This is a genomic window from Pseudomonas sp. NPDC079367, from assembly GCF_044542195.1.
Taxonomy (GTDB): domain Bacteria; phylum Pseudomonadota; class Gammaproteobacteria; order Pseudomonadales; family Pseudomonadaceae; genus Aquipseudomonas.
In genome coordinates this window covers 1-25969 of the sequence record NZ_JBITTW010000038.1, presented here as the reverse complement: position 1 = coordinate 25969, position 25969 = coordinate 1, and the positions used below count along the sequence as shown (strand labels likewise).

Sequence of the window (25969 nt, the reverse complement as noted above, 5' to 3'; positions counted from 1 at the left end):
TTCCCACGCAGAGCGTGGGAACGATCTGAGAGGTGTTTATGTACAACTGGATCGACGCCCTCGCCGACCTGCAGAACCAGGGCGAGCCCTGTGTGCTGGTGACGATCATCGAAGAACTCGGCTCGACGCCACGCAACGCCGGCTCGAAAATGGTCGTCAGCGCCAACCGGATGTTCGACACCATCGGTGGTGGACACCTGGAATTCAAAGCCATGCAGATCGCCCGCGACATGCTCGCCAGCGGCAAACAGGACACCCATCTGGAGCGTTTCAGCCTCGGTGCCAGCCTCGGCCAGTGCTGCGGTGGCGCCACGGTGTTGCTGTTCGAACCGATGGGCCAGGTGCAGGCGCAGATCGCTGTATTCGGCGCCGGCCATGTCGGTCGCGCGCTGGTGCCGCTGCTCGCCAGCCTGCCCTGTCGGGTGCGCTGGATCGATTCGCGCGAGGCCGAATTCCCTGAACACATCCCCCACGGCGTGCGTAAAATCGTCAGCGAAGAGCCGGTGGACGAAGTCGATGACCTGCCCGCCGGCAGCTACTGCATCGTCATGACCCACAATCATCAGCTCGATCTGGAACTCACCGCCGCCATCCTCAAGCGCAACGATTTCACCTGGTTCGGCCTGATCGGCTCGAAGACCAAACGGGTCAAGTTCGAACATCGCCTGCGTGATCGCGGTTTCGACCCGAGCATAGTGCAACGCATGCGCTGCCCGATGGGCATCGGCGAAGTCAAAGGCAAACTGCCGGTGGAAATTGCCATCTCGATTGCCGGGGAAATCATCGCCACCTACAACGCCAACTTCGGCCAGCAAAGCGCCAGCGCCGAACCGATTGCCCGTCTGCTTCCCGCCTCGCGCCGCAGCCAGTCCGCCAAACTCAAAGCCTCAAACTGATTAGAGAACCCTCATGCCTCTGACTCGCAAAGCCTACCGCGCCGCCATCCTGCACAGCATTGCCGACCCCGCCGAGGTCGGCATCGAAGCCTCCTATGAATATTTCGAGGACGGCCTGCTGGTGGTCGACGGCGGCAAGATCAGTGCCCTCGGCCACGCCAGCGAACTGCTGCCAACCCTGCCGGCGGACATCGAGATCAATCATTATCAGAATGCGCTGATCACCCCCGGCTTCATCGATACGCACATTCACTTGCCGCAAACCGGCATGGTCGGCTCCTACGGCGAGCAGTTGCTCGACTGGCTGAACACCTACACTTTCCCCTGCGAAAGCCAGTTTGGCGACAAGGCTCACGCCGACGAAGTGGCGGACATTTTCATCAAGGAACTGCTGCGCAACGGCACCACCACGGCGCTGGTGTTCGGCAGCGTACATCCGCAGTCAGTCAATTCGTTTTTTGAAGCAGCCGAGAAGCTCGACCTGCGCATGATTGCCGGCAAGGTGATGATGGACCGCAATGCCCCGGACTATCTGGTCGATACCGCCGAATCCAGCTACGTCGACAGCAAGGCGCTGATCGAGCGCTGGCACGGCAAGGGCCGTTTGCACTATGCGGTGACGCCGCGTTTCGCACCCACCAGCACCCCGGAACAACTGACCCTTGCCGGGCAATTGCTGACGGAATATCCGGATCTGTACATGCAGACCCACATCAGCGAGAACCTCAAGGAAATCGAGTGGGTCAAGGAGCTGTTCCCGGAGCGCAAGGGCTACCTCGACGTCTACGATCACTACCAACTGCTCGGCGAACGCTCGGTGTTCGCCCACGGCGTGCACCTGTGTGACGACGAGTGCGCGCGACTGGCGGAAACCGGCTCGGCGATCTCGTTCTGCCCGACGTCCAACCTGTTCCTCGGCAGCGGCCTGTTCAACCTGCCAATGTCCGAGAAACACAAACTCAATGTCGGCCTTGGCACCGATGTCGGCGGCGGCACCAGTTTCTCGCTGCTGCAGACTCTCAACGAAGCCTACAAGGTCATGCAACTGCAAGGCGCGCGGCTGAGCCCGTTCAAGTCGCTGTACCTGGCGACGCTGGGCGGTGCGCGGGCACTGCGTCTGGAGGACAAGATTGGCAACCTGCAACCGGGCTCCGATGCCGACTTCCTGGTGCTCGACTACAACGCCACGCCGCTGCTGAGCTACCGCTTGGAGCAGTCGAACAACATTGCCGAGACGTTGTTCGTGCTGATGACGCTGGGCGATGACCGCACGGTGCAGCAGACATATGCTGCGGGGGCGCTGGTGCATCAGCGCTAAGCCTCTTCGCACTGATCGTTCCCCCGCTCTGCGTGGGAACGATGAGTCAGGCAAAAAAAATCCCCCGCAACTTTCCAGCTGCGGGGGATTTTTTTGCATCAATCAGCTCAGAGCTTGGCGCTCGAGCGCCCCGGCTTTTTGGTCTGCAACAAATGCGAGAACACCGCGTGCAGATCATCCGACGCACCTTCCTCGTCGAGGTTGAGCTTGCTGTCGATGTGATCCATGTGGTGCATCATCAGGTTCACAGCCAGCTCGCCGTCGCGTTTCTCGATAGCATCGATCAACTGCGTGTGTTCGTCGTACGAACAATGCGAACGGTTGCCGCTTTCGTACTGAGCGATGATCAGCGAGGTCTGCGAGACCAGGCTGCGCTGGAAGCTGATCAACGGTGCGTTCATCGCCGCTTCCGCCAGTTTCAGATGGAACTCGCCCGACAGACGAATACCGGCGCCGCGATCCCCGCGAGAGAAACTGTCGCGCTCATCATTGACCATCTGCCGCAGTTCAGCGATCTGCTCGGCAGTGGCATGTTGCACCGCCAGTTCGGTGATCGCGCGCTCGACCAGACGGCGGGCGAGAAATACCTGACGCGCCTCTTCAACGCTCGGGCTGGCGACGACGGCGCCACGGTTCGGCCGCAACAGCACCACGCCCTCATGGGCCAGACGCGACAGCGCGCGGCGAATGATGGTGCGGCTGACCCCGAAGATTTCCCCCAGCGCTTCTTCGCTCAACTTGGTGCCGGGCGCCAGACGCTGTTCGAGGATGGCCTCGAAGATATGTGCGTAGACAATATCGTCCTGGGTTCCGCTGCGGCCGGCTTTGCCTGCTCGCGGTTGTTTCTTGAGGGGTTGCAACTGTTCGTTCATGGGCACTCGAGTCGGGAAAACTGCGGCGAATAGACCGTGACTGTAATACGGCACAGTAGGTCGCTGGCAAGTATCGCGTAAAAAACAGCGCGATTGTACACAATGAATGGTGGCAACACGACTGTACGGCTGTTTGCGACTTCGGCTGTATTGCAACGGTGAGTTACGTTTGAGTTTAGGCTTGATCGCAGAATTCGCTGCTTGAAAACAATTCCCACTGTGGGAGCGGGCTTGCTCGCGAAAGCGCTGTGCCAGTCGACATCTGCTTTGCTGACCCACCGCTTTCGCGAGCAAGCCCGCTCCCACAATGGTTCTGTGTTGTGGCGGACATCTCCATTGGTATAAGGAACACCGCCGTCATGACCGACGCCACCCACGCCCGCTTGCGCCCTCTCGCCGATACTTCGCCTTCTGCCATCGTCGCCGGTTTCATCGCGATGATGACCGGCTACACCAGTTCGCTGGTGCTGATGTTCCAGGCCGGGCAAGCGGCGGGCCTGAGCAGCGGGCAGATCTCCTCGTGGATCTGGGCGATTTCGATCGGCATGGCGGTGTGTTCGATCGGCTTGTCGCTGCGCTATCGCACGCCGATCACCATCGCCTGGTCGACCCCCGGCGCAGCGTTGCTGATCACCAGCCTGGGGGGCGTCAGTTACGGCGAGGCGATCGGCGCCTATATCACTTGCGCGGTACTGGTGACGATCTGCGGTATGACCGGCAGCTTCGAACGGCTGGTGAAAAAAATCCCGGCCTCTTTGGCAGCGGCGTTGCTGGCGGGGATTCTGTTCAAGATCGGCAGCGAAATATTCGTCGCCGCGCAACACCGTACCGGGCTGGTGCTGGGGATGTTCTTTACGTATCTGCTGATCAAGCGTCTGTCGCCGCGCTATGCGGTGCTCGCTGCGCTGCTGATCGGCACCGCACTGTCGGGCGCCATGGGCCTGCTCGATTTCAGCAGCTTTCAACTGGAGGTCGCCACTCCGGTCTGGACCACACCGCACTTTTCACTGGCCGCGACCATCAGCATTGGCATTCCGCTATTCGTGGTCGCCATGACCTCGCAGAACATGCCCGGCATCGCCGTGCTCCGTGCCGATGGCTATAACGTTCCGGCCTCGCCACTGATCACCACCACCGGCATCGCCTCGCTGTTGCTGGCACCGTTTGGCTCCCACGGCATCAACCTCGCGGCCATCAGCGCGGCGATCTGCACCGGCCCGCATGCCCACGAAGATCGCAACAAACGCTACACCGCCGCCGTGTGGTGCGGGGTGTTCTATGGCATCGCCGGGGTGTTTGGCGCGACGCTCGCGGCGCTGTTTGCTGCGTTGCCCAAGGAACTGGTGCTGTCGATTGCTGCGCTGGCGTTGTTCGGGTCGATCATCAATGGCTTGAGCATTGCCATGACAGAGGTGAAGGAGCGTGAAGCAGCGTTGATCACCTTTATGGTCACGGCGTCTGGGCTGACGCTGTTTTCCATTGGTTCGGCATTCTGGGGAATTGTTGCGGGGGTTTTGACGCTGGTGATTTTGAATTGGCGTAAAGCCTAGAAGCAAAGATCGCAGCCTCCGGCAGCTCCTAAAGGAGATCGCGTTCCCCTGTAGGAGCTGACGAGTAAAACGAGGCTGCGATCTTTTGATCCATCAAAAAAAACGGCGACCCGAAGGTCGCCGTTTTTTCAGTATCACTTAGCCGCGTTGATCGGCTTTTCCGGATACCACACGTCCAGCAGCGGGCTGACTTCATACTTGGTCAGCTCGGAGCGGGTTTTCAGCCAGGCTTCAACGGCAGCGCGCTGCTCTTCGTTGACCGAGCCACGCTTCTGCAGGCACACCAGACCGAAGTCGTCGCCGCCAACATAACCCAGACCGTTGGCTTCCATGGCTTCTTTGATGAATGCTTCGAGGAAAGCGTCAATGGCTTCTTCGGACAAGTCTTCTTTGAAGTCCAGGTTCAGTTCGAAACCCAGCTCTTGAAATTCATCAACGCACAGTTTTTTGCGCAGACGCTGGGAACGGTTAGTCGCCATTGGAACAATCCTCTTAAGTAATAACGGCCGGCACTTTACCAGTTTAAGCCGGCGATTGCCCGACTCTCTGGCCCCTGCGGCCGACCGCCTGTAAAAAATAACGATTTGCAACGCCCCGACAAGGCACAAGCTGTTACAGCTTGGGGCATAATGCCGACACTTTCATGACCACTGAGGGCCTTTTCATCCATGCCCTCGTCTTTTTCCCCCTCTTCTGCAGGGTTTTATTGCATATGATCAAATCGTTGCGTCCACTGTTTCTCGCCGGCCTTCTTCTGCCTCTGGCCCTGCCCGTCTCCGCTGCCACCATCAACACTTCCCTGACCCCGAACGTCGAAAAAGCCCTCAAGGCCAGCAAGTTGCAGCCTACCGCGCTGTCGCTGGTGATGGTGCCGCTCGACGGTCCGGGTACGCCAACCGTGTTCAACGCCGACGTGTCGGTCAATCCGGCGTCGACAATGAAACTGGTCACCACCTACGCGGCGCTTGAGATGCTCGGTCCCAACCACCAGTGGAAAACCGAGTTCTACACCGACGGCGACCTGAGCGGCGGCATCCTCAACGGCAACCTCTACCTCAAGGGTGGCGGTGATCCGAAGCTGAACATGGAAAAACTCTGGCTGCTGATGCGCGACCTGCGCGCCAACGGCGTCACGCAGATCACCGGCGACCTGATCCTCGACCGCAATTTCTTCGTGCAGCCGCAATTGCCGGAATTCAACGATGACGGCAACGATGACAACAAGCCGTTCCTGGTCAAACCCGACTCGCTGCTGGTCAACCTCAAGGCCCTGCGCTTTGTCGCGCGCAATGACGGTGGCCGCGTATTGATTTCGGTAGAGCCGCCGATTGCCAGCATCCGCATCGAAAACACCGTCAAGGCCCTGCCCTCCAAACAATGCACCGGCGGCGTGCGCTACAACCCGGTGCCGCAGGCCGACGGCAGCGTGACGGTGACTGTTGGCGGTCAATTGGGCGAAGGCTGCAGTTCGCAGACTTATCTGTCGCTGCTCGACCACGCGACCTACACCGCCGGCGCCGTCCGCGCGATCTGGAAGGAACTGGGTGGCAGCATCCAGGGCAAGGATCGTCTGGCACCGACGCCGAGCAGCGCCAAACTGCTCGCCCGCGCGTACTCGCCAGATCTGGCCGAGATCATCCGCGACATCAATAAATACAGTAACAACACCATGGCCCAGCAGCTGTTCCTCAGCCTTGGCCAGCGTTTCCGCAACGATGCCGACGGTGATGACGCCCGGGCTGCGCAGCGCGTGGTGCGTCAGTGGCTGGCGAAGAAAGGCATCACCGCGCCACACCTGGTGATGGAGAACGGCTCCGGTCTGTCCCGGGCCGAGCGGGTCAGTGCGCGTGAAATGGCCAACATGCTGCAGGCTGCCTGGCACAGCCCGTACGCCGCCGAATACATCAGCTCGCTGCCGATTGCCGGTACCGACGGCACCATGCGCAAACGCCTGAAGACCACAGCGATGCGCGGCGAAGCCCATGTCAAAACCGGCACCCTGAACACCGTGCGCGCGATTGCCGGTTTCAGCCGTGACGTGAACGGCAACACCTGGGCGGTGGTGGCGATCCTCAACGACAAGGCCCCGTTCGGCGCCTCGTCGGTGCTCGATCAAGTGCTGCTGGATCTGTACAAGCAGCCGAAACTGCCGCAGACCGCTTCGGTGTTGTAACCCTCAAAAGCAGAAGATCGCAGCCTTCGGCAGCTCCTACAGGTGTTCGCATATCCCTGTAGGAGCTGCCGAAGGCTGCGATCCTTTGATCTACCCCAACTCCCGCTCAACCCGATCCCGGCCATTCTGCTTCGCTGCGTAAACGCCCGAGTCAGCGCGCAGCAACAACGCATCCGCCCCCTCCCCCGGTCGCCAGCTCGCAATGCCGAAACTCGCGGTGACCATGCCAACCACGTCCACCGGCGCGCTGCGCAGACCTTCCCACAATTCCATCGCCAGCATGTAAGCGTGCTCGCCGTCGATGTCCGGGCACAGCACCATGAACTCTTCGCCGCCCAGGCGGCAGAACACGTCGGTGCGGCGCAGGCGATGGCCGATCCGCTCGCACACCGCTTGCAGCACGCGGTCGCCGACGGCGTGACCGAACTGATCGTTGATGCGTTTGAAGTGGTCGATGTCGAGCATGATCACCGACAACTCACCGCCGCCACGCTCGACTCTCGCCATTTCGGTGGTCAGGCGCTCCTGGAAATAGCGGCGGTTGTGAATGCCGGTCAGCGAATCGGTGATCGACAACGCGCGCAATTCCTCTTCCACGCGCTTGAGGTCGGAGATATCCGAAATGTAGCCGTGCCACAGCACCCCGCCGCCCGGCAGCTCTTCCGGTGTTGCCTCGCCGCGCACCCAGCGCAAACCACGCTCGGGCAGTTGCACGCGGTATTCCTCGCGCCAGGGGCTGAGGTTTTCCGCTGATTCGCGGATCGATGAGCGCACGCGAATGGCGTCCTGCGGGTGGATGCGGCTGAAGATCGCCTCGGCGTCGAACAGCAGCGCATCCGGCTCAAGTTCGTAGATCTCGCGGATGCCATCGCTGGCGTAGATCACGCTGAAGCGGCCGTCGAATTCCATCTTGAATTGATAGATGCCACCGGGCACATGGGCGCTGAGCTTCTTTAGCAAAATGTCCCGCGCGGCCAACACTTCGTGCACGCGCTTGCGCTCGGTGATGTCGATGCAGATCGCCAGATGCCCCACCCACAGGCCCTGCTCGTCGAGCACCGGGGTGGCGAGCATGTTCACCGGCAGATGACTGCCATCGCTGCGCACCAGCGTCCACTCGCGCGCTTCATGGCCGCCGACTTCGCCGCCCTCGACCAGCATCGCGTGGCAAGTCGGAATGCTTTTGCCGTAGCGGGCACTCAACTCGGCGGAACGCGCCGCCAGCTCGCGAGGCAAATGCAAATTCTCCAGAGTCATGCGCCCGACCACTTCGGCGCTGCTGTAGCCGAGCATTTGCTCGGCGCCGGGGTTGAAAGTGTTGATCACGCCGCGCAGGTCGGTGGCAATGATCGCGACCTGAGTGGCGGCATTCAGCACGCCGCGCAGTTGACCGTGGGTGCCGCGCAGTTCCTGCTCGCGCTCGTGCAATTCCTGGGTGCGCACCTCGACCAGCCGCACCGCGCGCTGGCGCTGGCTGACCAGCACGTAAAGCAAGGCGCTGAGCAGCACGCTGAGCAAGCCGCCAAGAACGACCACGCTGCCCACAGAAGAATGATTGGCCTGCATGAACGCGTCGCTCGGCAGGATATCAACCTGATAGTCATGGTCGGCCATGCGCAGCAAACGCGTCGCCGCCAGATCGCCGGGCACCGCCTCATTGCTCGATTCGAACAGAGCCTCGTGCTGATCAGGGGTCGACAGATCCAGAATGCGCACTGACAGGTAATCGTGCAGGGCATCGGGCAAACCGTCGGCGAGCAATTGGCGCATGCTGATCACCGCCATCACATAGCCGAATGGCTTCGACTCACCCGGGCGATTGACCGGCGCCAGCAGCAATACTCCACGCGCATAGGCCGGCTCGATCCCGACCAGATGCATCGGTTTTGACACCGCCATGCTGCCGAGCTGGTCGGCGCGTTGCAGGGTTTCGCGGCGCAAGGGTTGGGCGAGTAAATCGTAGCCCAGCGGTGGCGCCAGTCGGCTTTGGGTCTGGGTGTACAGCACCGGCACGTAGACCTCGCGCGATGGCGCCAGTAGTAACTCACCTTTGGCGTCCAGCTCGCGAATGGTGAAGGTGCTCAGGCCTTCGTCACGCACACGCTGTTCGAACGCCTCCCGGTCAGCGCCGCTGATTCTCGGGGCGTAGGTATAGGCTTGAGTGCGCAGCAGCAAGGGCCGGGAGTAACCGTCGAACTCGGCGCGGGACACCGATTGGGAGTTGGCGAAGAACCGGCGCAGCCCATCCAGGCGTTGCTCCTGGTCCTGAAAACGTTCGGCGATGCGGCTGTAGCGTTCATTGGCCAGCAGTTGAAAGCGCTGACGCGATTGTTGCTGAAACTGATTGAAGGTACCCCACGCGAGCAGGCCGGTGAGAATCCCGCCGGCAAGCAATACCAGCATCGCGACCAGCCAGGCCGAGACGTCTTCGCTGATAAAGCCCAGTATCTTCGGGCGCACGGGGTGCAACGACATAAAGACCACTCACTACGCGAGCATAGACGGGAAAACCCCATTGACCGTGTGTGAGTTATAGCTATTAGCCACTAATTTAGCTAGCTCGGGCGGATCCACGGAGCCTTTTAAAATCAAGGCTCTGAGGATCCAATCCCGACTAGCGTCAACGGGCCGCGATTTTCCAGGCGCGGTGGATCTTGGTATTGCGGGCGAAATCCGGATCAATGGTCTGCCCGCTGATTTCCTCGACCGCGTAACGCTCGGCGAGGTTGTCCTCCAACTGGAACTTGCGGAAGTTGTTGGAGAAATACAGCACACCGCCTGGTGCCAGACGCGCCATCGCCAGATCGATCAACTGCACCTGATCACGCTGCACATCGAAGATGCCTTCCATGCGCTTGGAATTGGAGAACGTGGGCGGGTCGATGAAAATCAGGTCGTACTCGTCACGGCTGCTTTCCAGCCACGCCATCACATCGCCCTGTTCCAGACGATTCTTGTCCGAGAAACCGTTCAGCGACAGGTTGCGCCGGGCCCAGTCCAGGTAGGTTTTCGACAGATCGACACTGGTAGTGCTGCGTGCGCCGCCCTTGGCCGCGTGCACGCTGGCGGTCGCGGTGTAGCAGAACAGATTGAGGAAGCGTTTGCCGGCCGCCTCCTTCTGAATGCGCATGCGCATCGGCCGGTGATCGAGGAACAGGCCGGTGTCGAGGTAGTCGGTGAGGTTGACCAGCAACTTCACGCCGCCCTCATTCACCTCGACGAACTTGCCCTGCGCCGCCTGACGCTCGTACTGCTTGGTGCCGCTCTGCCGCTCGCGACGTTTGACCACGACGTGGTTCTTGTCGACGTTCAACGCCTGCGGAATGGCCGCCAGCGCATCGAACATGCGCGCCGAGGCTTTTTCCGGGTCGATGGATTTCGGCGCGGCGTATTCCTGAACGTGCACCCAGTCGTGGTACAGGTCGATGGCCATCGCATATTCCGGCATGTCGGCATCATAGACGCGGTAGCAATCGATGCCTTCGCGCTTGACCCATTTGCCCATGGCTTTGAGATTTTTCTGCAGGCGGTTGGCAAACATCTGCCCGCCTTCGCTCAGGCGCGGCTGCTCGATCACTGGTGCCGGGGCTGGCGTCGGCTTGATCGGGTTGCCGTTCTTGTTGAACTTGCGCTCTTGCGGCTCGTCCGGGGTCTGATCGTAAGCCGCTTGCTCGCGCTCGGCCTGACGCTGTTCCGGGGTGCGGCGTTCGCCAGTGACGAACTGATCCGGCAGCACCTTGATCAGCAGCAGCTTGCACGGCAACGCGCCGTTCCAGAATGAATACTGCTTGTGGCTGCGAATGCCCATGCGCTTGCCCAGGTCCGGGGCGCCGGTGAACACCGCCGCTTCCCAGTTCAGGCAGGCCTGACGCAGACGCTCGCCGAGATTCTGGTAGAGATACAACAGGCTGGCTTCGTCTCCGAGACGCTCGCCGTACGGCGGGTTACAGATCACCAGACCTTTCTGGTTCTGATCCGGGCGCGGCTCGAAGGTCGCCACTTCGCCCTGATAAATCTTGATCCACTCGCTGAGACCGGCACGTTCGACGTTGTTGCGGCCTGGCTGAATCAGTCGTGGATCGGCTTCATAACCGCGAATCCACAGCGGCGGTCTGGCCAGACCGGCAGCAGCACGTTCAGCCGCTTCTTCGTGAAGCTTTTTCCACAGCGCCGGCACGTGACCGAGCCACGCGGTAAAGCCCCACTGTTCGCGACGCAGATTCGGCGCCATGTCGGCAGCAATCATTGCTGCTTCAACCAGGAACGTACCAACACCGCACATCGGGTCAGCCAGCGCGCCGCCTTCGGCCGCAATGCGTGGCCAGCCGGAACGGATCAGGATCGCGGCCGCGAGGTTTTCCTTCAGCGGCGCCGCGCCCTGCTGCAAGCGATAACCACGCTGGTGCAGGCTGTGGCCGGACAGGTCGAGGGAGAGAATCGCTTCGCCGCGATCCAGACGCAGGTGAATGCGCAGGTCCGGGTTGAGTTTGTCGATGGATGGACGATCGCCCTGCGGCGTGCGCAGTTTGTCGACGATGGCGTCTTTGACTTTCAGCGCGCCGAAATGGGTGTTGTCGATGCCCGAGCCGTGGCCGCTGAACTCGACGGCCAGGGTGCCGTCGCTGAGCATGTGATCCTGCCAGTCGATGTCGAGCACGCCGTGGTAGAGGTCTTCGGCGTCCTTCATCGGGAAACGCTTGAGCACCAGCAACACACGGTTGGCCAGACGCGACCAGAGGCACAGGCGATAGGCGGTTTCCATGGTCGCCATGCCACGCACGGCGGAGGTGTGCTCGCGCGCTTCTTCAAGGCCAAGCCCGACGGCTTCCTCGATGAGCAGGCCTTCAAGGCCTTTGGGGCAAGTGAGGAAGAGTTCGAAACGATCGGACATGGTAATTCCAGAGCCTTTGGCTAGTGGGCCGGCAACGCATTGCCGACCCGGTTTTCAATCAGGCGCTTTTCTGAAAGAGCGCCCGCGTGGCACGAAGGTGTGCCGTTCCATCCCCGCTGCTCGGGTTAAAAGAGCTTAGATGCCGGGACAGATAAAAAAGTTGATGAAACAAAAAGACTGAAAGCGACCCTTCGTCGAATAGTACCCAAGCGCAAACGTGGGTCATTCTCACTAAAGGATTAACCCGCTGAGCCAGCGGGGCGCCGATCATACCGGGGTTTGCGCAGCGAACGTTGAATAAATGCGCGGTTACTTATCGCCATAGCATCCTTTACGTTACGTGCTTATGACAAAACGATCATTCCCTCGGTGTGACTCATTGGTTAGAACTGAGCACAGGTTGACGTCGCAACGGCGTCAACACCTTGGCTCGCCACGCCGGCAGCGAGCCGCACACTGGCAGGTTTTTTCTGCCCGACCTCGGTTGAGGTCAACGCGACACTACAGTCAACAAGTGAGGGAAACACCCTATGAGAAGACTTAAGCGTGATCCGTTGGAAAGAGCATTTTTGCGCGGATATCAATATGGCGTTGGTGGCAAATCCCGTGAGCTTTGCCCATTTACTCTACCGTCGGTACGCCAAGCCTGGATTAACGGCTGGCGAGAAGGACGCGGCGACAACTGGGACGGTATGACCGGCACTGCGGGAATCCACAGACTCAACGAACTTCACGCCGTCGGCTGACACAGGGCATTTATTCCGACACGACAATCTGAATATGCAATGAATTAACCACGCACGTCCTTCCCGGACGGCGGGCTTCGGCCCAGGGGCTCCTTCGAGGAGCCCTTTTTATTGCCGGTGTGGCTGACACACATCCCGTGTAGGAGCTGCCGAAGGCTGCGATCTTTTGATCTTGCTTTTGATTCTAAAAAAAAGATCAAAAGATCGCAGCCTTCGGCAGCTCCTACACTGACCTGTGTTATTTGCGCAACGCGGCGATTGCGTCTACCGATTCACGAATCAGCGCCGGGCCCTTATAGATGAAGCCGGAGTAAATCTGCACCAGGCTCGCGCCGGCAGTAATCTTCTCCGCCGCGTGCTTGCCTTCGGTAATCCCGCCAGCGGCAATGATCGGCAAGCGCCCGGCCAATTCGCCGGCCAGCACTTTCACGGTATTCGTGCTCTTCTCGCGCACCGGCGCCCCCGACAGACCGCCCGCCTCGTCACCATGTTCCATGCCTTCAACGCCGACACGGCTGAGGGTGGTGTTGGTGGCGATCACTGCGTTCATGCCGGTTTCGATCAACGCCTGGGCAACCTGCGCGGTTTCTTCGTCGGTCATGTCCGGGGCGATCTTGATCGCCAGCGGCACATGTTTGCCGTGACGCAGGGCCAGTTCGGCGCGACGCGTGGCCAGATCCGCGAGCAATTGCTTGAGCGAGTCACCGAACTGCAGGCTGCGCAGGCCCGGGGTATTCGGCGAGCTGACGTTGACGGTGACGTAGCTGGCGTAGGCGTAAACCTTGTCCAGGCAGATCAGGTAATCGTCGACCGCGCGCTCGACCGGGGTGTCGAAGTTCTTGCCGATATTGATCCCCAGTACGCCCTTGTATTTTGCCGCAGCGACCCGCGCCAGCAGGTTATCCACGCCGAGGTTGTTGAAGCCCATGCGGTTGATGATCGCCTCGGCTTCCGGCAGGCGGAAGATCCGTGGCTTCGGATTGCCCGGCTGCGGACGCGGGGTCACGGTGCCGATTTCGACAAAACCGAAACCCAACTGCGCGAAGCCATCGATGGCCGCGCCGTTCTTGTCCAGACCGGCCGCCAACCCCACCGGGTTCGGGAATTGGAGCCCCATGACGGTCACCGGCACTTGCGCCGGAGCCTTGCACAGCATGCCGTTGAGGCCCAAACGCCCACCCGCGCCGATCAGATCCAGCGACAGATCGTGGGAGGTTTCCGGGGAAAGTTTGAACAACAGCTGACGGGCCAGGGTGTACATGGGCGGCGATGACTCGAGCGGCGAAAAGAGGCGGCGATTATAGCCGGGCATCGTCCCCCGGCGCGAGGCGCCTGCGCGAATCAGGCGACTGGCATATGCCTTGCACCACCCCGCTCATCAGTCTGCCGACCAATGACGGCGCGCAGGCCAGGACAATGGCGTCGTCCCCGGGTTTTGCCTGCGCAGAATCCGGGACGGCGTTTTTTTTGAGGTAGCGTATGAACGAAACGTCCTTGGGGCCGCAGGCCTGGGTCAATGGCAGCGATGCGCCGGAAAAGAGCGCGATCAATCTCGGTTTCATGGCGCTGAGCGACTGCGCCTCGGTGGTGGTCGCCGCCACCCAGGGCTTCGCTCAGCCCTACGGCCTGACCCTGAACCTCAAGCGTCAGGCGTCATGGGCCAACCTGCGCGACAAACTGGTCAGCGGCGAACTGGATGCCGCGCACAGCCTGTACGGGCTGATTTATGCGGTGCACCTGGGCATCGGCGGCGTCGCCCCGACCGACATGGCGGTGCTGATGGGCCTGAACCAGAATGGCCAGAGCCTGAACCTGTCCCATGGCTTGCAACAGGCTGGCGTGAACAGTCCTGAAGCGCTCGACCGCCACGTGCACCAAAGCCGCGCAAAACTCACCTTCGCCCAGACCTTTCCCACCGGCACCCACGCGATGTGGCTTTATTACTGGCTGGCGAGCCAGGGCATCCATCCGTTGCAGGATGTCGACAGTGTGGTAGTGCCGCCGCCGCAAATGGTCGCGCACCTGCAAGCCGGGCGCATCGACGGTTTTTGCGTCGGCGAACCCTGGGCGGCCAGCGCGGTGCAACAGGGGCTCGGCTTCACTCTGGCGACCAGCCAGAGCATCTGGCCCGACCACCCGGAAAAAGTCCTCGGCTGCACCCGGGCGTTCGTCGAGCAATACCCCAACACCGCGCGGGCGCTGGTCATGGCCATTCTTGAGGCCAGCCGCTTCATCGAACAAAGCCCGGAAAACCGCCGCAGCACCGCCCAATTACTCAGCGCTGCGGAATACCTCGACACCCCGGCCACCTGCATCGAGCCGCGCTTTATGGGCGACTACGCCGACGGCCTCGGCAATCGCTGGCAGGATCCGCACGCGCTGCGTTTTCACGGCGATGGCGAGGTCAATCTGCCCTACCTTTCCGACGGCATGTGGTTCATGACCCAGTTCCGCCGCTGGGGCCTGTTGCGCGAGGACCCGAATTATCTGGCCGTCGCCCGTCAGGTTCAGCATCTGGATCTGTATCGCGAGGCCGCCAGCGCTATCGGTGTCGCGACTTCATATGCAGACCTGCGCAGCAGCCAGTTGCTCGACGGCAAGGTCTGGGATGGCAGCGATCCGGCGGGCTATGCGCGCAGTTTCAAACTGCACGCCCTGAACGACGCCACCCCCCTACTCGCCCAGCGCTGACAGGAGATCGCGAACATGTTGCGCATTCTGCTGATCAACGACACCGCGAAAAAAGTCGGACGCCTGAAAGCGGCGCTGACCGAGGCCGGCTTCGAAGTGATCGATGAGTCCGGCCTGACCATCGACCTGCCGGCGCGCGTCGAAACGGTGCGTCCGGACGTGATCCTGATCGATACCGAGTCACCGAGCCGCGATGTCATGGAGCAAGTGGTACTGGTCAGCCGCGACCAGCCACGGCCGATCGTGATGTTCACCGACGAACATGACCCAGGGGTGATGCGTCAGGCGATCAGGTCCGGGGTCAGTGCCTACATCGTCGAAGGCATTCACGCACAGCGCTTGCAGCCGATTCTCGACGTGGCGATGGCGCGCTTCGAGACTGACCAGGCCTTGCGCGCGCAATTGCAGGCGCGCGACCAGCAACTGGCCGAACGCAAGCGCATCGAACTGGCCAAGGGTTTGCTGATGAAGATGAAGGACTGCAACGAGGAAGAGGCCTACACGCTGATGCGCCGCCAGGCCATGAGCCGCCAGCAGAAGCTTATTCAAGTGGCGGAGCAGATCATTGCCATGAGTGAGTTGCTGGGCTGAATGATCGTCCCCACGCTCTGCGTGGGAATGCATCACGTGACGCTCTGCGTCACCTCGCAAGAGCGGACGCAGAGCGTCCATGGCGGCATTCCCACGCGGAGCATGGGAACGATCTGACCCTCCTGTAGGAGCTGACGAGTGCAACGAGGCTGCGATCTTTTCGAGCCTTGGCACAAATCTCGCTATGTAAACCGCACAGGTAACCAACGGCGGTTGCCCCACCCACGACAAAGACGTCGCTCACCCCATTCGCCCTCGCGCGGATCCGGTAGCGGCGTTTTTGCGTTTTGGCCCCACAGAGCGGGGCCGGTGGTGCGGCCGTGCAGGCGCTCCACCTGCTGTGCATGACTCCTTTCGAGACTCTTTTCAGCCGAGGTGCGCGATGAATTCAAGCTTCTGGAAATCCGGCCATACCCCGACCCTGTTCGCGGCCTTCCTGTATTTCGACCTGAGCTTCATGGTCTGGTACCTGCTCGGCCCGCTGGCGGTGCAGATCGCCGCCGATCTGCACCTGACCACCCAGCAGCGCGGCCTCGTTGTCGCCACGCCCATTCTCGCCGGCGCGGTGTTGCGCTTCGCCATGGGCATGCTCGCCGATCGCTTGTCGCCAAAAACCGCCGGGCTGATCGGCCAGGTCATCGTCATCTGCGCGTTGTTCGGCGCCTGGAAACTGGGCATCCACAGTTACGAACAGGCGCTGATCCTCGGTCTGTTTCTCGGCATGGCCGGCGCCTCGTTCGCCGTAGCCCTGCCGCTGGCCTCGCAGTGGTACCCGCCAGAGCATCAGGGCAAAGCCATGGGCATCGCCGGCGCGGGCAACTCCGGCACTGTGTTTGCCGCGCTGCTGGCGCCGGTGATTGCCGCCGCGTTCGGCTGGAGCAATGTCTTCGGCTTCGCCCTGATCCCGCTGGTTTTGACTTTGGCGCTGTTCGCCCTGTTGGCAAAAAACGCCCCACAGCGACCGAAACCGAAAGCCATGGCCGATTACTTCAAAGCCCTTGGTGATCGCGACAGTTGGTGGTTCATGTTTTTCTACAGCGTCACCTTCGGCGGTTTCATCGGCCTGGCGAGCGCCCTACCCGGTTACTTCAACGATCAATACGGTCTGAGCCCGGTGACCGCTGGTTACTATACCGCTGCCTGTGTGTTCGGCGGCAGCCTGATGCGGCCGTTGGGTGGCGCACTGGCCGATCGCTTCGGTGGCATCCGCACCTTGCTGGCGATGTACACCGTTGCCGCCATCTGCATCGCGGCCGTCGGCTTCAATCTGCCAAGTTCCTACGCGGCGCTGGCGCTTTTCGTCTGCACCATGCTCGGCTTGGGCGCGGGCAACGGTGCGGTTTTCCAATTGGTGCCGCAGCGTTTTCGCCTGGAGATCGGCGTGATGACCGGGCTGATCGGCATGGCCGGCGGCATTGGCGGCTTCGCTTTGGCGGCGGGTATGGGCGCAATCAAGCAAAGCACCGGCAGTTATCAACTGGCGCTGTGGTTGTTCGCCAGCCTCGGTGTGTTGGCGTGGTTCGGCCTGCATGGCGTCAAGCGTCGCTGGAGAACCACCTGGGGTTCGGCAGCGGTGACGGCGGCGCGGGTCTGAGGCGTCGATGGCCCTGCAACTGAGCTTTGCCGAAGCCAGCGCCACCGGGCCGTGCGCAGAGAATCAGGACGCCCTGCGAGCGGTGACCCCGGCGCCGGCATTGGCGCTGGGCAAGGGTTATCTGTTTGCCATTGCCGACGGCGTCAGCCAGTGCGCCGATGGTGGCCTCGCCGCGCGTTCGACCTTGCAGGCGCTGGCGCTGGACTACTACGCGACGCCGGAAACCTGGAGCGTGGCCCAAGCGCTGGATCGTCTGCTGCTTGCGCAAAACCGCTGGCTGCAGGCCAACGGCGGCGGGCAACCGCTGCTGACCACGGTCAGCGCGCTGGTGATGCGCGGTCGACGCTTCACCCTCGCCCATGTTGGCGATTGCCGGGTCTATCGCTGGCACGCCGAGCGTTTGCAGCGCATCAGCGAGGATCACGTCTGGGAGCAACCGGGCATGCAACACGTGCTCAAGCGTGCGCTCGGACTCGATCAGCATCTGGTCCTGGATTTCCTCGACGGCGAACTGCGTGAGGGCGAAAGCTTCGTGCTGCTCAGCGACGGCGTCTGGTCGACCTTGGGCGATACCGCGATCGCGGCGGTTCTGCGTGATCAGCCGGACCTGCACAGCGCAGCGCAAACCTTGGTCAACGCCGCGCATCTGGCCGGCAGTCAGGACAACGCCAGTGCCCTGCTGGTGCGCGTCGATGCGCTGGGCGAAGCGAGCATTGGCGATGCGCTGGTGCAGCTGCAGCAGTGGCCGCTGCCGCCCGCGCTGAAACCCGGGCAAGCGTTCGAGGGCTGGCAAGTGCAGAGCGTCGTCGGCCAGAGCCAGCAATCATTGCTGTATCGCGTGCTCGACGGCCAGGCCCAGCCCTGGCTGTTGAAGACCTTGCCGACGCGACTGGCCGACGATGCGCAGGCCGGGCAAGCGTTGCTGTCGGAAGAATGGTTTCTCAGGCGCGTCGCCGGTCGGCATTTTCCGCAAATTCATGCCTGCCCTCAGCGTCAGCATTTGTATTACGTCATGCGCGAATACGCCGGGACGACGCTGGCCGAAATGTTTCAACACAGCGGCCCGTTACCTTTGGCGCAGTGGCAGGACATCGCCGAGCGGCTATTGCGCGCGGTCGGGCTGCTGCATCGGCGGCAGATTCTGCATCGCGACATCAAACCGGAAAACCTGTTGCTGGGGGATGATGGCGAGCTGCGCGTGCTGGATTTCGGTCTGGCTTATTGCCCGGGACTTTCGGAGGACGCGCCGGCGACACTGCCGGGAACGCCAAGTTTTATCGCCCCGGAAGGGTTTCGCGGCGAACCGCCAAGTGCACAGCAGGATTTATATTCGCTCGGCGTAACGCTCTATTACCTGCTCACCGGGCATTTTCCCTACGGTGAGATCGAAGCGTTTCAGCGGCCTCGATTTGGCGTGCCGGTGAATCCCGGTCGCTATCGCCCGGACTTGCCGGAATGGCTGGCGCAGAGTCTGGAACGCGGCGTCGCGGCCGATCCTCAGCAACGCTTTGAAACCGCCGAAGAGTGGTTGCTGGTGCTGGAACAGGGTGAGCGGCGCAGCCTGAGTGTGCGGCCCCGGCCGTTATTGGAGCGGGAGCCGTTGAAGGTCTGGCGGACGATGGCTTTGGTGGCGTTGCTGGGGAATGTTGTGCTGCTGGTTTTGTTGTTTCACAGTTGAACCGAGGCGCGCCGTTCGCGAGCAAGCCCGCTCCCACGTTAGAACGCGTTCCCCTGTGGGAGCGGGCTTGCTCGCGAAGGCGCCAGACCGACACCCCAGGTCCTCCATAGATAACGCGCCACGAACGAGCAACGCGCCTCCATTCGGTGCAGAAAAATTTCGTGAGCCGTACCAAACCCCAATAAACCCGCGCCTTCCAAAGTTGGCACAACCACTGCATTACCTTTCTCACCATACATAAAGCCCAACCTTCAACGACGAAGGCTGCGCTTCCCGAGAGCACGGGACCAGGACAAAGGCGTCCTCGCTAGGCAACTAGCGGGACGCCTTTTTTTTGTTTGCGCAAAATTTGTCGAGCAAGGCCCGACGGCCCACCAGAGGCCAGCCGCAGCTCCCGGAGAACCTGATGAAAAAACTCAAACTGGTGATGATCGGCAATGGCATGGCCGGGGTGCGTACCCTGGAAGAACTGCTCAAGCTGAGCAACGAGCTCTACGACATCACCGTCTTCGGCGCCGAACCGCACACCAACTACAACCGCATCCTGCTGTCGCCGGTGCTGGCCGGCGAGCAGACGTTTGAAGAGATCGTCCTCAACGACCTCGACTGGTACCTGGAAAACAACATCAAGCTGCTGCTCAACCGCAAAGTGGTGGAGATCGACCGGGTCAAGCGCCGGGTGATTGCCGAGGACGGCACCGAGGCCGAATATGATCGCCTGCTGATCGCCACCGGCTCGACCCCGTTCATCCTGCCAATCCCCGGCAATACGTTGCAGGGCGTGATCGGTTACCGCGACATCGCCGACACCCAGGCCATGATCGACACCGCCAGGACCCACAAGCACGCCGTGGTCATCGGCGGCGGCCTGCTCGGCCTCGAAGCGGCCAACGGCCTGATGCTGCGCGGCATGCACGTGACCGTGGTGCACCTCGGCGAATGGCTGCTCGAGCGGCAACTGGACAAGACCAGCGGCCAGCTTCTGCAATCGGCGCTGGAATCCCGTGGCCTGCATTTTCGCCTGTGCGAACAGACCCAAGCCCTGCACGACGCCGGCAATGGCCGGGTCGGCTCGGTGCAGTTCAAGAACGGCGACATCATTCCTGCCGATCTGGTGGTGATGGCCGCCGGCATCCGCCCCAACACCGAACTGGCAGAAAAGGCCGGCATCCCGTGCAATCGCGGGATTCTGGTCAACGACACCCTGCAAACCTACGATCCGCGCATCTATGCGATCGGCGAATGCGCCAGCCATCGCGGCATCGCCTACGGCCTGGTCGCGCCGCTGTTCGAACAAGCCAAGGTCTGCGCCAATCACCTCGCGCAACTGGGTTTCGCTCGCTATCAGGGCTCGGTGACCTCGACCAAGTTGAAAGTCACCGGCATCGACCTGTTCTCCGCCGGCGATTTCATGGGGGGCGAAGGCACCGAGACCATCACTCTCTCCGACCCGATCGGCGGTGTGTACAAGAAACTGGTGATCAAGGATGACGTGCTGGTCGGCGCCTGTCTGTACGGCGATACGGCAGATGGTGGTTGGTATTTCCGGCAGATTCGTGAGAATCACGCCATTGGAGAGATCCGCGATCACCTCATGTTCGGCGAAAACGCTTTAGGCGACGTAGGACATCAGGGCCAGGACAAAGCCATGGTCATGGCCGACAGCGCCGAAGTCTGCGGCTGCAACGGTGTGTGCAAGGGCACCATCGTCAAGGCGATTCAGGAACACGGCCTGTTCAGCGTCGATGAAGTGAAGAAACACACCAAAGCCGCCAGCTCCTGCGGTTCCTGCGCTGGCCTGGTCGAGCAGATCCTGATCAACACGGTGGGTGGCGCGGCGGACGTCAAACCGAAAAGCGAAAAAGCCATCTGCGGTTGCAGTGACCTCAACCACGGGCAGATTCGTCAGGCGATCCGTCAGGAACACCTGCTGACCATCGCCGAGACCATGAGTTACCTGAACTGGCGCACGCCCAATGGCTGCGCGACCTGTCGCCCGGCGCTCAACTATTACCTGATTTCCACCTGGCCGGGCGAAGCCAAGGATGACCCACAATCACGCCTGATCAACGAACGCGCCCACGCCAACATCCAGAAGGATGGCACCTATTCGGTGGTGCCGCGCATGTGGGGCGGCGTGACCAACCCATCGGAACTGCGCCGGATCGCCGATGTGGCCGACAAATACAACGTGCCGATGGTCAAGGTCACCGGCGGTCAGCGCATCGACTTGCTGGGGATCAAGAAACAGGACCTGCCCGGCGTGTGGAAAGACCTCGACATGCCGTCCGGCCACGCCTACGGCAAATCCATCCGCACGGTGAAAACCTGTGTCGGCAGCGAATTCTGCCGCTTCGGCACACAGAACTCGACGCAACTGGGCATCGAACTCGAGCACGACCTGTTCAACATGTGGTCGCCGCACAAGGTGAAGCTGGCCGTGTCCGGTTGCCCACGCAACTGCTCGGAAGCGGGCATCAAGGACGTAGGAATCATCGGCGTCGATTCCGGTTGGGAGATGTACATCGGCGGCAACGGCGGGATCAAGACCGAAGTCGCCGAGTTCTTCGTCAAGCTCAAGACTGCCGAAGAAGTCCGCGAATACAACGGCGCCTTCCTGCAGCTGTATCGCGAAGAGGCCTTCTATCTCGAGCGCACCGTGCACTACCTGCAGCGGGTCGGCATGGAGCACATCAGGAAAAACGTGCTCGAAGACGGCGAGCGGCGCAAGGCCTTGAACGAGCGCCTGCAATTCTCCCTGTCGTTCGAACAGGACCCATGGAAAGAACGCCTGGCACAGCCGCAACTGAAGAAAGAATTCGACGTGATCCCCGTGAAAAACCTGGAGGTGCCGGCATGAACTGGCTCGATATCTGTGCGCTGGAAGAGATCAACGCCCTCGGTTCGCGGATCATTGCCGGGCCGAAAGGTGACATCGCGATTTTTCGTACAAGCGACGACGAAGTTTTCGCCCTCGATGATCGCTGCCCGCACAAGGGCGGCCCGCTGTCGCAGGGCCTGATTTATGGCAAGCGCGTGGCCTGCCCGCTGCACAACTGGCAGATCGACCTCGAAACCGGCGAAGCCCAGGCGCCGGACATCGGCTGTGCGCACCATCATCCGGCGCGGGTCGAGAATGGCCGAGTGCAACTGGCCCTGCGGGACGCCATCTGATGAACCGCCAGACGACCGCATCGACCTGCTGTTACTGCGGGGTCGGCTGTGGCGTGCTGATCGAGCATGACGGCGAGCGCATCCTCGGCGTCAGCGGCGATCCGGCGCACCCGGCCAACTTCGGCAAACTGTGCAGCAAAGGCTCGACGCTGCACCTGACCGGCGACCTCGCCGCGCGCGCCTTGTACCCGGAACTGCGCCTGGGCAAAGGCCTGGCGCGCAGCCGTACTGACTGGGATACCGCCCTCGACCACGCGACCAACGTGTTCGCCGAAACCATCGCCGAGCACGGCCCGGACAGCGTGGCGTTCTACATCTCCGGGCAGTTGCTCACCGAGGACTACTACGCCTTCAACAAACTGGCGCGGGCGCTGGTCGGCACCAACAACATCGACAGCAATTCGCGGCTGTGCATGTCGTCAGCGGTGGTCGGCTACAAGCGCAGCCTCGGCGCCGATGCTCCGCCGTGCAGCTATGAAGATCTGGAGCTCAGCGACTGCGTGATGATCGTCGGCAGTAACATGGCCTACGCCCATCCGGTGCTTTTCCGTCGACTGGAGGAAGCCAAATCCCGTCGTCCGCAGATGAAAGTGATCGTCATCGACCCGCGTCGCACCGATACCTGCGAACTGGCTGACCTGCATCTGGCGATTCTTCCGGGCACAGATGTCGCGTTGTTCCATGGGATTTTGCATCTGCTGCTGTGGGAAGACTGGATCGATCGCGATTTCATCAAGGCGCACACCGAAGGCCTAGCCGAACTCAAAACGCTGGTCCGCGATTACACCCCGCAAATGGTTTCGCAGCTGTGCGGCATCAGCATCGAGCAACTGCAGCAATGCGCAGAATGGGTCGGCACTGCGCCGAGCTTCCTGTCGCTGTGGTGCATGGGCCTGAATCAGTCCACCGCCGGCAGCGCAAAAAACAGTGCGCTGATCAATCTGCACCTGGCCACCGGGCAAATTGGCCGGCCCGGTGCAGGACCTTTCTCGCTGACCGGTCAGCCGAATGCCATGGGCGGGCGTGAAACCGGCAGTCTGTCCAATCTCCTGCCGGGCCATCGTGATGCCGCCAACCCGCAGCATCGCGCCGAAGTGGCGGCGTACTGGGGCGTGGAGAGCTTGCCCGAGGCGCCGGGCCTTAGCGCCATCGAACTGTTCGAAAACCTGCGCAGCGGCAAAATCAAAGCACTGTGGATTGCCTGTACCAATCCGGCGCAATCAATGCCTGATCAGAGCGCAGTCCGCGCAGCGCTTGAGGCCTGTCCTTTTGTGGTGTTGCAGGAAGCTTTTCGAACCACCGAAACCGCTGCGTTTGCCGACCTGCTGTTACCCGCCGCCAGTTGGGGCGAGAAAGAAGGTTCGGTGACCAACTCCGAACGGCGCATTTCCCACGTGCGCAAAGCGGTTGTCGCACCGGGCGAAGCGCGGCCGGACTGGGCAATCACGGTGGATTTCGCACAGCGTCTGGAACAACGTCTGCGTCCTCAGCAGCCAAGTCTGTTCGCTTTCGATCAGCCTTCGCAGTTGTTTGACGAATTCAAACTGCTGACCCAGGGGCGCGATCTGGATCTCTCCGGGATCAGTCATGCCTTGATCGACGAGATCGGCCCGCAGCAATGGCCCTTCCCTGCCGGCGCCCGCCAAGGCACGCCACGCTTGTACGGCGACGGCATTTTTCCTACGGCCAATGGCCGCGCGCAGTTCATTGCCGATCCGTACCGCGCCGCCAAGGAACAACGTGACGCGCGCTTCCCCCTGACCTTGCTCACCGGTCGCCTGCGTGACCAGTGGCACGGCATGAGCCGCACCGGCACCGCCGCGCAATTGTTCGGCCACGTCAGCGAAGCCGTGCTCAGCCTGCACCCTGACGAGATGCGCCGGCACCGATTGCAGCCCGGCGATCTGGTCAATCTGAAAAGCCGCCGTGGCGCGGTGATTGTTGCGGTCGGCAGCGACGACAGTGTGCGTCCGGGCCAGGCATTCCTGCCGATGCACTGGGGCGATCGCTATCTCAAGGGCGGTGTAAACCAGCTGACCTTGCCGGCGTTTGATCCGCTGTCCAGGCAACCGGAGCTCAAGCACAGCGGCGTGCGTCTGGAGGCAGTCAACCTGCCGTGGCAGCTGTTCGCCTTGATCGAGGGTGATGTTCAGCGGCATTTCGAGATGCTACGCCCGCTCTGCGAGGCGTTTTCCTACGTCAGCCTCAGCCTCGTTGGTCGTGAGCGGCCAGCGTTGCTGATACGCGCTGCGCATGCCGAGGCGCCGGCGCCACAGTTGCTGGCCGAGATCGACCAGTGCTTGTCGCTGCTCGATGGCCCGGTTCTGGCCTACGACGATCCGCGTCGCGCCATTGGCAAGCGAGTGCGCATCGAGACCGGCCGTATCACCGCCATTCGCCTGGCCGGCGAAACCCTTGCGCAACACTGGTTGCAAAGCCTATGGCTGGAGGGCCGCGCCGACCAGCAACTGCGCCGCTGGCTGCTCGCGCCGATGAGTGCACCACCGGGCGCTGTCGGCGCCATCGCGAGCGACAGAATTCTGTGCAATTGCGAAAACGTCAGCCTCAATACAGTCTGCGCCGGCATTCGCCAAGGCCTGGATCTGCAAGGCCTGAAAAACAATCTCCGATGCGGCACGCAGTGCGGCTCTTGCGTGCCGGAAATCAAGCGTCTGCTGGCTGCCGAAGCGCGGCCGGTGGCGGTCATTTAACGAGGACAACACCATGAATGCGAAAGTCTGGCTGGTGGGCGCAGGCCCTGGCGATCCGGAATTGCTGACGCTCAAAGCGGTGCGCGCATTGCGCGAGGCCGACGTGGTGATGATCGATGATCTGGTCAACGGAGCGGTGCTCGAACACTGCCCGAGTGCGCGGGTTATCCCCGTCGGCAAGCGCGGCGGCTGCCGTTCGACACCGCAGGCGTTCATTCATCGGCTCATGCTGCGTTACGCCCGTCAGGGTAAATGCGTGGTGCGGCTCAAGGGCGGCGATCCGTGCATTTTCGGGCGTGGTGGTGAAGAAGCGCTGTGGCTGCGCGAGCGTGGCGTTGAGGTGGAACTGGTCAACGGCATCACCGCCGGGCTGGCCGGGGCGACTCAATGCGATATCCCCTTGACGTTGCGTGGCGTGGCGCGCGGGGTGACGTTGGTGACCGCGCACACTCAGGACGACAGTCAGTTGAACTGGCAGGCTCTGGCGCAAGGCGGGACGACACTGGTGATTTACATGGGCGTGGCCAAACTGGGGGAGATTCGTGATCAGCTGTTGGCCGGGGGGATGGCGGCGGATACGCCAGTGGCGATGATCGAAAACGCCTCGTTGGCGCATCAGCGCGAATGTCGCAGTGATCTGAATGCGATGGCTGAGGATGCGTCGGCGTTTGAATTGAAGAGCCCGGCGATTCTGGTGATCGGCGCGGTGGCTGCTGTCGTGGAAGAGCAAAAGATCGCAGCCTTCGGCAGCTCCTACAGGACACATATGATCTGAATGTAGGAGCTGCCGCAGGCTGCGATCTTTCAAAATTCAAAGCCAAATCGCAGACAAAGAAAAGCCCGGCCTGAGCCGGGCTTTTCCATCAGCGGCAGCTAATTACTTAGCTTGAGCTTCAACCTGCGCTTCTACGCGACGGTTTACAGCGCGGCCAGCGTCAGTTTTGTTGTCAGCAACTGGGCGGGATTCGCCGTAGCCAACAGACTGAACGCGGGACGATTCAACACCGTACTGGTTGGTCAGAACTTGCTTAACGGCGTTTGCACGACGCTCGGACAGTTTCTGGTTGTAAGCGTCAGGACCGAC

At 61.5% G+C, this 25969-nt stretch carries 19 protein-coding genes; 13 read left to right on the top strand and 6 right to left on the bottom strand.

Annotated features, from left to right (window positions below; genetic code table 11):
- Positions 1–38: 38 nt before the first annotated feature.
- The gene (xdhC, locus tag ACIGDJ_RS22830) at positions 39–896 is read left to right on the top strand and encodes a xanthine dehydrogenase accessory protein XdhC (RefSeq protein ID WP_397479617.1); all 858 of its coding nucleotides are present in this window, start codon (positions 39–41) and stop codon (positions 894–896) included.
- Positions 897–909: 13 nt separating this feature from the next.
- A complete protein-coding gene (guaD, locus tag ACIGDJ_RS22825) occupies positions 910–2214 on the top strand; it encodes a guanine deaminase (RefSeq protein WP_397479616.1) in 1305 nt (434 codons plus the stop codon).
- Between the two features lie 107 nt (positions 2215–2321).
- Here the strand turns inward: guaD and ACIGDJ_RS22820 are convergent, their stop codons facing one another.
- Positions 2322–3086, bottom strand: coding sequence for a GntR family transcriptional regulator (locus tag ACIGDJ_RS22820; protein ID WP_039763010.1), 765 nt, complete (start codon positions 3084–3086; stop codon positions 2322–2324).
- A gap of 359 nt (positions 3087–3445) precedes the next feature.
- Here ACIGDJ_RS22820 and ACIGDJ_RS22815 point away from each other — a divergent pair, with 359 nt between their 5' ends.
- A complete protein-coding gene (locus ACIGDJ_RS22815; RefSeq protein ID WP_101157336.1) occupies positions 3446–4636 on the top strand; it encodes a benzoate/H(+) symporter BenE family transporter in 1191 nt (396 codons plus the stop codon).
- Between the two features lie 134 nt (positions 4637–4770).
- On the opposite strand, the gene ACIGDJ_RS22810 is transcribed toward ACIGDJ_RS22815, so the two are convergent.
- Complete coding sequence (locus ACIGDJ_RS22810; RefSeq protein WP_007916365.1) at positions 4771–5115, bottom strand: YggL family protein; 345 nt, start codon at positions 5113–5115, stop codon at positions 4771–4773.
- A gap of 233 nt (positions 5116–5348) precedes the next feature.
- On the opposite strand from ACIGDJ_RS22810, the gene dacB reads away from it, so the two are divergent.
- On the top strand, positions 5349–6809 hold the full coding sequence (gene dacB, locus ACIGDJ_RS22805) for a D-alanyl-D-alanine carboxypeptidase/D-alanyl-D-alanine-endopeptidase (protein WP_039763007.1): 1461 nt from the start codon (positions 5349–5351) through the stop codon (positions 6807–6809).
- A 90-nt stretch (positions 6810–6899) separates the two neighbouring features.
- Here the strand turns inward: dacB and ACIGDJ_RS22800 are convergent, their stop codons facing one another.
- Together ACIGDJ_RS22800 and rlmKL are read right to left on the bottom strand one after the other, a co-directional pair.
- A complete protein-coding gene (locus ACIGDJ_RS22800; RefSeq protein WP_397479615.1) occupies positions 6900–9284 on the bottom strand; it encodes a diguanylate cyclase in 2385 nt (794 codons plus the stop codon).
- A 145-nt stretch (positions 9285–9429) separates the two neighbouring features.
- Positions 9430–11700 (bottom strand): bifunctional 23S rRNA (guanine(2069)-N(7))-methyltransferase RlmK/23S rRNA (guanine(2445)-N(2))-methyltransferase RlmL, encoded by a 2271-nt coding sequence (rlmKL, locus tag ACIGDJ_RS22795; RefSeq protein WP_397479614.1) that lies wholly within the window; start codon positions 11698–11700, stop codon positions 9430–9432.
- 530 nt (positions 11701–12230) lie between these two features.
- Here rlmKL and rmf point away from each other — a divergent pair.
- The gene (gene rmf / locus ACIGDJ_RS22790) at positions 12231–12446 is read left to right on the top strand and encodes a ribosome modulation factor (RefSeq protein ID WP_003223300.1); all 216 of its coding nucleotides are present in this window, start codon (positions 12231–12233) and stop codon (positions 12444–12446) included.
- Positions 12447–12684: 238 nt separating this feature from the next.
- On the opposite strand, the gene ACIGDJ_RS22785 is transcribed toward rmf, so the two are convergent.
- Positions 12685–13707 carry a quinone-dependent dihydroorotate dehydrogenase gene (locus tag ACIGDJ_RS22785; protein WP_397479613.1) on the bottom strand — a complete coding sequence of 341 codons (1023 nt, stop codon included), beginning with the start codon at positions 13705–13707 and terminating at the stop codon, positions 12685–12687.
- Positions 13708–13925: 218 nt separating this feature from the next.
- Between ACIGDJ_RS22785 and ACIGDJ_RS22780 the strand changes: the two genes are divergently transcribed.
- The 8 genes from ACIGDJ_RS22780 to cobA all read left to right on the top strand — a co-directional run bounded on the left by ACIGDJ_RS22780 (position 13926) and on the right by cobA (position 25660).
- Positions 13926–15137, top strand: coding sequence for a CmpA/NrtA family ABC transporter substrate-binding protein (locus tag ACIGDJ_RS22780; protein ID WP_397479612.1), 1212 nt, complete (start codon positions 13926–13928; stop codon positions 15135–15137).
- 15 nt (positions 15138–15152) lie between these two features.
- Positions 15153–15728: an ANTAR domain-containing response regulator gene (locus tag ACIGDJ_RS22775; protein ID WP_101157324.1), complete on the top strand. Its 576-nt coding sequence runs from the start codon at positions 15153–15155 to the stop codon at positions 15726–15728.
- Positions 15729–16110: 382 nt separating this feature from the next.
- The gene (locus ACIGDJ_RS22770) at positions 16111–17322 is read left to right on the top strand and encodes a nitrate/nitrite transporter (protein ID WP_313004379.1); all 1212 of its coding nucleotides are present in this window, start codon (positions 16111–16113) and stop codon (positions 17320–17322) included.
- A gap of 7 nt (positions 17323–17329) precedes the next feature.
- Positions 17330–19000, top strand: a complete 1671-nt coding sequence (locus tag ACIGDJ_RS22765; protein ID WP_397479611.1) for a protein kinase — start codon at positions 17330–17332, stop codon at positions 18998–19000.
- 406 nt (positions 19001–19406) lie between these two features.
- Positions 19407–21860 (top strand): nitrite reductase large subunit NirB, encoded by a 2454-nt coding sequence (gene nirB / locus ACIGDJ_RS22760; protein WP_397479610.1) that lies wholly within the window; start codon positions 19407–19409, stop codon positions 21858–21860.
- Positions 21857–22174 carry a nitrite reductase small subunit NirD gene (gene nirD / locus ACIGDJ_RS22755; RefSeq protein ID WP_016773836.1) on the top strand — a complete coding sequence of 106 codons (318 nt, stop codon included), beginning with the start codon at positions 21857–21859 and terminating at the stop codon, positions 22172–22174. The genes nirB and nirD overlap by 4 nt, the downstream gene beginning before the upstream one ends.
- The gene (locus ACIGDJ_RS22750; RefSeq protein ID WP_397479609.1) at positions 22174–24885 is read left to right on the top strand and encodes a molybdopterin-dependent oxidoreductase; all 2712 of its coding nucleotides are present in this window, start codon (positions 22174–22176) and stop codon (positions 24883–24885) included. Before nirD ends, ACIGDJ_RS22750 begins: the two co-directional genes overlap by 1 nt.
- A 13-nt stretch (positions 24886–24898) precedes the next feature.
- Positions 24899–25660 (top strand): uroporphyrinogen-III C-methyltransferase, encoded by a 762-nt coding sequence (gene cobA, locus ACIGDJ_RS22745; protein WP_397479608.1) that lies wholly within the window; start codon positions 24899–24901, stop codon positions 25658–25660.
- A 102-nt stretch (positions 25661–25762) separates the two neighbouring features.
- Here cobA and ACIGDJ_RS22740 read toward each other — a convergent pair.
- On the bottom strand, positions 25763–25969 hold a 207-nt coding region (locus tag ACIGDJ_RS22740; protein WP_397504622.1), incomplete at its 5' end, for an OmpA family protein.